The organism is Nitratidesulfovibrio oxamicus, assembly GCF_015731765.1.
GTDB lineage: Bacteria > Desulfobacterota > Desulfovibrionia > Desulfovibrionales > Desulfovibrionaceae > Cupidesulfovibrio > Cupidesulfovibrio oxamicus.
Window position 1 is genome coordinate 1 of the sequence record NZ_VRYY01000073.1, and the last position, 7269, is coordinate 7269.

At 65.0% G+C, this 7269-nt stretch carries 8 protein-coding genes and 1 pseudogene; 4 read left to right on the forward strand and 5 right to left on the reverse strand.

Annotated features, from left to right (window positions below; all coding sequences use genetic code 11):
• From FVW20_RS03360 to FVW20_RS03375, 4 genes and pseudogenes are all read left to right on the forward strand, one after another.
• Window positions 1-244 (forward strand): annotated as a pseudogene (locus FVW20_RS03360) (PAS domain-containing sensor histidine kinase); the annotation flags it as partial.
• 100 nt (window positions 245-344) lie between these two features.
• Entirely contained in the window at window positions 345-1955 is a 1611-nt protein-coding gene (locus FVW20_RS03365) for a sigma-54-dependent transcriptional regulator (protein ID WP_196608293.1), read from the forward strand.
• Window positions 1956-2053: 98 nt separating this feature from the next.
• Entirely contained in the window at window positions 2054-2554 is a 501-nt protein-coding gene (locus FVW20_RS03370) for a tetratricopeptide repeat protein (RefSeq protein ID WP_231038821.1), read from the forward strand.
• A gap of 304 nt (window positions 2555-2858) precedes the next feature.
• Window positions 2859-3224, forward strand: a complete 366-nt coding sequence (locus tag FVW20_RS03375; RefSeq protein ID WP_196608295.1) for an Hpt domain-containing protein — start codon at window positions 2859-2861, stop codon at window positions 3222-3224.
• A 92-nt stretch (window positions 3225-3316) separates the two neighbouring features.
• Here the strand turns inward: FVW20_RS03375 and FVW20_RS03380 are convergent, their stop codons facing one another.
• From FVW20_RS03380 to FVW20_RS03400, 5 genes are all read right to left on the reverse strand, one after another.
• Entirely contained in the window at window positions 3317-3580 is a 264-nt protein-coding gene (locus tag FVW20_RS03380; protein ID WP_196608296.1) for a hypothetical protein, read from the reverse strand.
• A gap of 306 nt (window positions 3581-3886) precedes the next feature.
• A complete protein-coding gene (locus FVW20_RS03385) occupies window positions 3887-4510 on the reverse strand; it encodes a peroxiredoxin (protein WP_196608297.1) in 624 nt (207 codons plus the stop codon).
• A gap of 362 nt (window positions 4511-4872) precedes the next feature.
• On the reverse strand, window positions 4873-5475 hold the full coding sequence (locus FVW20_RS03390) for a hypothetical protein (protein WP_196608298.1): 603 nt from the start codon (window positions 5473-5475) through the stop codon (window positions 4873-4875).
• A gap of 66 nt (window positions 5476-5541) precedes the next feature.
• Window positions 5542-6576, reverse strand: a complete 1035-nt coding sequence (locus FVW20_RS03395; protein WP_196608299.1) for an OmpA family protein — start codon at window positions 6574-6576, stop codon at window positions 5542-5544.
• Between the two features lie 155 nt (window positions 6577-6731).
• On the reverse strand, window positions 6732-7269 hold a 538-nt coding region (locus FVW20_RS03400; protein WP_504739139.1), incomplete at its 5' end, for an oxidoreductase dimerization domain-containing protein.

The following is a 7269-nucleotide window of genomic DNA, read 5'->3' on the forward strand; positions in this document are numbered from 1 at the left end:
CGACCCGCTGGACCACGGCGCGGACATACCGGCGGGCGATTGCCCCGGTGCGGCGGCCTTCGACATGGCCACGGCCAACCGGGAAGGCCGGGGCGAGGGCCACGGCGGCATCGCGCCGGGTGGCGACGTCCGGAACGGGACCGGTCACGAACGTGCCGCTTTCGGACATGCCGCTTCCGGACAATCCACGACAGAACCGTCCGCCACGGATACGGTCATCGACATAACCGGGGACAAACGATGAAGCGACTTCCGGTCATCGACGACGAACCCGGCCACCGCCTGATGGTCCGCGCCGTCATGCCGGGCGCGGGCATTCGTAGAGCCATCACCAAGGAAACAAGATGAAGCGACTTCTGGTCATCGACGACGAACCCGGCCACCGCCTGATGGTCCGCGCTGTCATGGAGGACAGCGGCTGGAGCGTGGAAGAAGCCGGTTCCGGCGAGGAAGGCCTGGAACTGCTGGCCCAGGACCGCGTGAACGTGGTGCTGCTGGACATGCGCATGCCCGGCATGGACGGACAGGAAACCCTGGCCCGCATCCAGGAAATGTATCCCGGCCTGCCCGTGGTCATGCTGACCGCCTTCGGCACCGTGGGTTCCGCCGTGGTGGCCATGAAGAAGGGCGCCTTCGACTACCTGACCAAGCCCGCCGACAACGAGGAACTGACGGCTGTGCTGGAGAAGGCCTGGGACTTCGGCAGGTTGATGGAAGAGAACGAGAACCTGCGTCGTCGCCTGAGCAATGATGATCCCACCGCGCCCATCGTGGGGGCCAGCCAGGCCATGTGCCGGGTACGCGACTTCATCCGGCAGGCCGGCCCCAGCGAGGCCACCATCCTGGTCATGGGCGAATCGGGCACCGGCAAGGAGCTCATCGCCCAGGGCCTGCACGACGCCAGCAACCGTGCCGACCAGCCGCTGGTGAAGGTGAATTGTGCAGCCCTGCCCGGCCATCTGCTGGAAAGCGAACTGTTCGGCTACATGAAGGGTGCGTTCACCGGGGCCGTGCGCGACAAGCCGGGGCGCTTCCAACTGGCGCGCGGCGGCACGCTGTTCCTTGACGAAATAGGCGAGCTGCCGCTGGAACTGCAATCCAAGCTGCTGCGCGCCTTGCAGGAGCGCGTGGTGGAACCTCTGGGCGCGGTACGCCCGGTGCCCGTGGACGTGCGCATCATTGCGGCCACCAACCGCGACCTCAAGCGCGCGGTGGAGGCTGGCGAATTCCGGGAGGACCTCTTTTTCCGGCTCAACGTGCTGGAGGTGGTTTCGCCCCCCCTGCGCGAGCGGCTGGAGGATCTGCCCACGCTGGCAGGGCGGTTGCTGGAACGGTTGTGCCGCAAGAACAAGAAGGGCATCCGCAGCGTCAGCCCGGAATTTCTCGACGCCCTGATGCGCTATTCCTGGCCCGGCAACGTGCGCGAACTGGAAAACGTGCTGGAGCGGGCGCTGATACTCAGCCGTTCCGATACCCTGGGGCCAGATTCGCTGCCCGCGCAAGTGCTGGCGGATCGTCCCGACCGGTGGGAACGGGGCGGCCCGGACAGTGGCCAGTACAGCGGCCAGTACAGCGGGCAGTACAGGGGACAGGACAGGGGACAGGACCGCCAGCGGCCCTACAGTCCGGACAGGCCGGACATGTCCGACAGGCCGGGCATGGTTGACCGCTCCCTCGAACGCCAGGGCAGGGGGTGGGGGCAGGACGCCGCTTTCGCCATGCCGCGCGGCGAGGCGGGCTTGTCCGGTGAGGGCGACGCCCTTGTGTCCGGCGGATATGGCGGTGTTCCGGGAGCATACCCCGGCTCCCTGGACGACGCGGAGCGCGACGCCTTGCTGCGCGCGCTGGAAGTGCATGGCGGGCACCGGGAACGCACGGCCGATGCGCTGGGCATCAGTCGTCGTACCCTGCAATACAAGCTGAAGAAGTTCGGTCTTATCCGGCGCGGCATGTAGCCCGCCTGGGAGGCGTCATGAACAGGATGCGCGGTGTTGCGCTTTTGGTGGCCCTTGTCGGTACGGCGGCAACAATGTCCGGTTGTTCCGGCGCAAGCATGCGGGCATCGTCCCTGCTGGAGCGGGGGCAGTACGCAGAGGCCGCCACGGCCTACGCCCGGGTGACCACGGAAAATCCTTCCGATTGGCGGGCCGGGGTGCGTCACGGCTATGCCCTGTACCGGCAGGGCGACTACGCAGGGGCACGTGCCGTGCTGGTGCCGCTGACGGAGGATTGGCGCTCGGCGGAGTATGCCCGGTTCTGGGCGGGCATCGCGGCCATTGCCGCGCGCGACGGCGATGCGGCCCGCGCCGCGTGGTCCGGCTGGAGTACGGACAGGACCGAGGTGCTGCGGGCGGTGCGTCCGCGCGTTGACCTGCTGCGTGTCGACGAACTGGCCATGGGGCCGCAGGCGGCGGACATTTACGCGCGCGAGGCCGCCCAGGCCAACGCCCTGGAAGAGATGAAGCGCTCGCGCGACATGTTCCGCCGCGGCATGGACAAGGGCGACCTGCCTGACCCGGCGTTGCCGCCGAGCCCAGTGGAATATCTGCCATAGACGCCGGGCCTGCTGCCGTGGACGCCGGGCCTGCTGCCGGGGCGGTGACCGGTCTGGCGCACGGTCCCGATCTGGGCCGGTGCACGAACGCGCCCTGTCCGAGAGTGCGTGCCGACATGGAAAACCACCCTCAGGGGGGTGGTTTTCACATTTCAAATACCGATGATGTAACCACCGCAAAGGGTATCCACTTGCGTCCGAGGGGCGTGTTGCCGTAGGCTGGCTGATGAACTTCGGTACCACGTCCGCATCCCCCGAGCGATGTTCGCCGAGGCGTGATCCGGCAAGCCGTCACGAGTGCCACATGAGCCAGTCCCCTCTCCCTCCCGTATTCGACATTGATGGAGTGCTGCACCGCCTGCAAGGCGACCGCGAATTCCTCACGCTGCTTCTCGACACCTTTCTGCCCGATTTTGCAGACCGCTTGGCCAGAATGCAGACTGCCCTGGGGGAAGGGCGGCTGGCCGACCTTGCTCGTCTTGCCCACAGCCTGAAAGGGGCGTCCGCCACTATCGGCGCATCACGCCTGCATCACCGGGCCGCCGCCCTGGACCAGGCCTGCCGCGACGAGAACCTTGCAGTCGCCCGGCTGGAATGGCTGGGTCTGCTGGAAGATGCCGATGTCACGCGGGAGCAGATCGGGGCGTGGCTGACAGCCAACAGAACCTGACCTCGGGCTTCGGCGCTAAACGGCGAGGGCGGCCTGGAACTGGCCGCAACTCCGTAACTGGCCCAAATGGTCGGGACTGGTCGCGGGGCGTCTCAGGGAGCGTTGCCGTCCTCGAAGCATCCTTCCGGGCAGAAGGCCATCAATTCAGTCAGCACCCCGTCCGGGGCCATGTCGCTGATCAGAAATGGCCGTTCGTCACCTTCGCGCCAGCCGACTATGTCGGGGGCCAGTTCCATGCATGCCCCGCACCCGCTGCAATCACCCGGTGAGAGCAGCACCTCGCTGAAGCCGTGCGGCGCGCTGGCCGTATCCTGTTGCGTGTGCGTTGCCGCTGCCGAAACCTGACGGTTGGCCATGAGAACCTCCCGGGCGCGTCCACGCGCCCATCAGTGAGCCTGAGCCCCTGGGGGCATTCTGAACCGACGCGGGCATGCGGGCCGATGCAGGCATGTCTGCCTGGTACCTGAAAACTATGGCCGGTACAGGGGCAAGGCAAGGGCGCACGGCGGTGTCGTGCCGTCCGACTGGTGCCTGCCGCGTGCGGCGGAGCAAGAAAGGGGCACGACGTTTGTCGCGCCCCTTCGCATGGGTGACGTCAGTTCCCATTCCGGACGTGCGGATGGAGTTGCCCGGATGGTCGCGCGGTACGGCGTTTCGGAGAACTAGGGAATCAGATCCTCGTACACCTTGCCCACCAGCTTCTCGGAGGGGGTCAGGGTGCGGGCGCCGGGTTCCCAGCGGGCGGGGCAGGCTTCCGCCGGGTGGTCGCGCAGATGCTTGTTGGCCTGCATCTTGCGCACCAGTTCGGCGGCGTTGCGGCCCACGTTGTAGAAATTCACCTCGGACCCCACCAGGGTACCTTCCGGGTTGATGATGAAGGTGCCGCGCAGGGCAATGCCCGCACTTTCATCGTACACGCCAAAGTAGCGCGACACCGCGCCCGTGGGGTCGGCAGCCATCTGGTAGCGCACGTTTTCCAGCAGGCGTTCGGAATTGCGCCAGGCAAGGTGGGCGAACTTGGTGTCTGTGGAGACCGAGATCACTTCCACGCCCATGTCCTTCAGCGCCGCATGGCGTTCCGCAAGGTCCGCAAGTTCGGTGGGGCACACGAAGGTGAAGTCGGCGGGGTAGAATACCAGCACGGTCCACTTGCGGTCCTGTTGCAGCTTTTCGAGCGAAACCTGGCCGAAGGCCCCTTCGGTGGGATCGTAGGTTTCAAGGGTGAAGGGCTTCACCGGGCGACCGACGGCGGCAAGGGCGGGGTATTCCTGAGTGGGGCAGCTCATGTTCGATGACTCCTTTGAAAAGAGTTGTTAGTAATGATTTCTGGTATCATTTATGACATCGTCAGGCCGAACCGTCAAGGGGGGGCTGAAAAAAAGTGATGCCGTGGCGTGTACCGAAAGCATGCGTGCGCTACGGGAGGGCACATACGGCGCATGGTGGCGCTGCCGATGTCTGCGGCAGGAAAGGGCGCACCGGGCAGGGCCGCAGACTGCTGCATGTTGCGTGAAAGCGGACGACGCCGGGGAATGCGGCAGGGATGTCCGTGCGCCGGAAACAGGCCGGGCAAACACAAACGCCGCACGGATGCGGGATCCATGCGGCGTACGGCGTCTGCGGAAAGCAGGCGAGGGCGGGGTGCCCGTCAGTCGATCCACTTGCCCTTGTCGTAGCGGATGATTTCGGTGACACGGCGGGCCTTGACCACGGAGAAGTCGCCAGCGAGGGCAGCGTCCTTGGTGGCGGCGCGGCTTTCGTATTCCTGCTCGTGGTAGACGATCAGGCCCACGTACTTGGCGCCGGGGCCCTGGGCATCGTGCACGTCGGTGGAGAGCGAGTCGGGGTCAACGGCCAGATAGCGGGCCACGAATTCGTTGCCGTTGTGCACCACGTCCTTGCGGGTCTGGCAGGGGCGCAGGCTTTCGTTCATGTGGCGCAACTTGGCCCGGGCCAGGGTATCGAGCTTGTTGTGCACTTCCTCGATGGTTTCGCCCACGGGTTTCTTGGCGGGGGCCACCTTGGCAACCTGCGTGGTCTTTGCGGCGGGCTTTTGCGGTGCGGCCTTCGCGGTCTTGTCCGGTGATTTGGCAGGGGACTTTGCGGGGGCTTTCTTCTCCTGCTGGGCCTGCGGTGCGGCGGTATCCGCCGCGCCTGCCGGAGAAACGCAGACAGCCCCGGTAAGGGCCAGGGCCAGGGTAACGGGCAGCGTCAGGGCCTTTGCGGCCAATGTGATGCGGCCTTGCTTCATCGACTTCGTCTCCGTTTGCGGAAAGGCCCGGCGGGTTTCCCCACCGGGCCTTCATGGTCCGTTGTGCTACTTGATGAAGGAGAGTTCGACCCGGCGGTTCAGCTTGCGGGTCTCTTCGGTGCTGTTGTCGTACTTGGGCTTGGATTCGCCGTAGCCCTTGGTGATCAGGCGCGAGGATTCGACGCCCTGCTTGACCAGGAAGTCCTTGACCGACTTGGCGCGGGCTTCGGACAGCTTCTGGTTGTATTCGTCGGTGCCGAGGCTGCAGGTATGACCGGCAACTTCAACCGAACCCTTCTTGGACTTCAGGATGGAGGCGGTTTCCACCAGGATGCTGGTGGCGGTGGCGTCCAGCTTGGCCGAGTTCAGGGCGAACTGGATGCTGCGCAGCACGATCACTTCGTCCATGGGGGCAGCGGCAACGACGGGAGCGGCCTTTTCTTCGTAGAAGACGTCGCGCACGAACTTGTCGAGGGCGGCTTCGTTGGCCAGCAGTTCGGGACCCTTGGCGGTGACGGCGCAGCCGTTCAGCTTGGCGATGGCGTCAAGGGTGGCTTGACCGGCGGGCTTGTCAGCCATGGAGATGACGTGCAGGCACAGGCCGGGGTTGGTGGAGAGCAGCAGCTTGGCTTCGGCCACCGGGTCGGAACCCAGGTTGGATTCGCCGTCGCTGACCATGATCATGGCGGCCTTGCGCTTCATGGCCTTGGCATAGGTGGCCTTCTGCAGGCCGGTGCCCATGGGGGTCATGCGGGCGAAGGTGTCTTCGTTTTCGTTCAGCTTCTTGATGGCCTTTTCGTAGGACGCCTTGTCCCACGCGGCCACGGGCTGGATTTCGGTCGAGGGGGCGAAAGTGTGCAGACCGCCTTCGTAGCCCAGCGCCGGGATCTTGGCGTTGATGGCCGAAAGCAGCTTCTTGGTCATTTCCATCTTGTTCTTGCCGACCGTTTCATGCTTCAGCATCATGGACCCGGAATAGTCCACGAAGAAGTCGAAGCTGGCGATCTTGGGCACAAGGGTGGATTGACCGGCGGCGAAGGCCGGAGCAGCGCAGACAAGCATCAGCGCCGCGACCAGAGTCAGAAGTTTCGAGATTTTCATGGGAGCCTCCAAAAAATAGCTGATGTTGACGCAGGAAAAAAACTCCAGCCCGGAATTATCTTCATATTGTGCAAGTTACCGTCAAAGTATGGTCGTGACAAGACCATTTTGCGCTTTAGGCACAATCTTTCCGATTTTTTACGGGCCGCATGCCGTTACACAGGCTCTTGCGGAGCCTCCATGGCAGCTTCCAGCGCTTCATCCAGCGTCGGGTGGGCGAAGATGACGGAACCCGCGTCATGCGCGGTCCAGCCCGGCGCCGTGCCGCTCCCTCCTGCAAGCACGGCAGCCAGCGTCACCAGGTGCGAAACGCCGTGGCCCACGGCGGTCACGCCCCGGATACGCCCGTCAACCCAGACTATCTTGATGAAACCTTGCGTCGTTCCATACGCCTGCGCAATGGGATTGGCAATGAGCATAGAGCGCGAAACACGGGGGGAAAAACCCGCATTCTTCAACTCTTCCGCAGTAGGGCCAACCCGCATTGCTTCCAGATGGCCGTAGATGCACGCGGGCATCACGCCCGCATCGTACGGCGTTGCAGTGTCGCCGCAGGCGTGGCGCACCGCGTAGCGGGCCTGGTGGTCCGCCGCGTGGGCCAGCAGGGTGCGGCCATTCACGTCGCCAATGGCGTACACGTGCGGGGCCGCACGCAGGCACTCGTCGGTCTGCGCCCAGCCAGGGCCGCGCAGG

Excerpts from the sequence above, each read along its gene's own strand:
- FVW20_RS03365 (WP_196608293.1), top strand. The coding sequence starts at position 345 with ATGAAGCGACTTCTGGTCATCGACGACGAACCCGGCCACCGCCTGATG.
- FVW20_RS03370 (WP_231038821.1), top strand. The coding sequence starts at position 2,054 with ATGCGGGCATCGTCCCTGCTGGAGCGGGGGCAGTACGCAGAGGCCGCC.
- FVW20_RS03375 (WP_196608295.1), top strand. The coding sequence starts at position 2,859 with ATGAGCCAGTCCCCTCTCCCTCCCGTATTCGACATTGATGGAGTGCTG.
- FVW20_RS03380 (WP_196608296.1), bottom strand. The coding sequence starts at position 3,580 with ATGGCCAACCGTCAGGTTTCGGCAGCGGCAACGCACACGCAACAGGAT.
- FVW20_RS03385 (WP_196608297.1), bottom strand. The coding sequence starts at position 4,510 with ATGAGCTGCCCCACTCAGGAATACCCCGCCCTTGCCGCCGTCGGTCGC.
- FVW20_RS03390 (WP_196608298.1), bottom strand. The coding sequence starts at position 5,475 with ATGAAGCAAGGCCGCATCACATTGGCCGCAAAGGCCCTGACGCTGCCC.
- FVW20_RS03395 (WP_196608299.1), bottom strand. The coding sequence starts at position 6,576 with ATGAAAATCTCGAAACTTCTGACTCTGGTCGCGGCGCTGATGCTTGTC.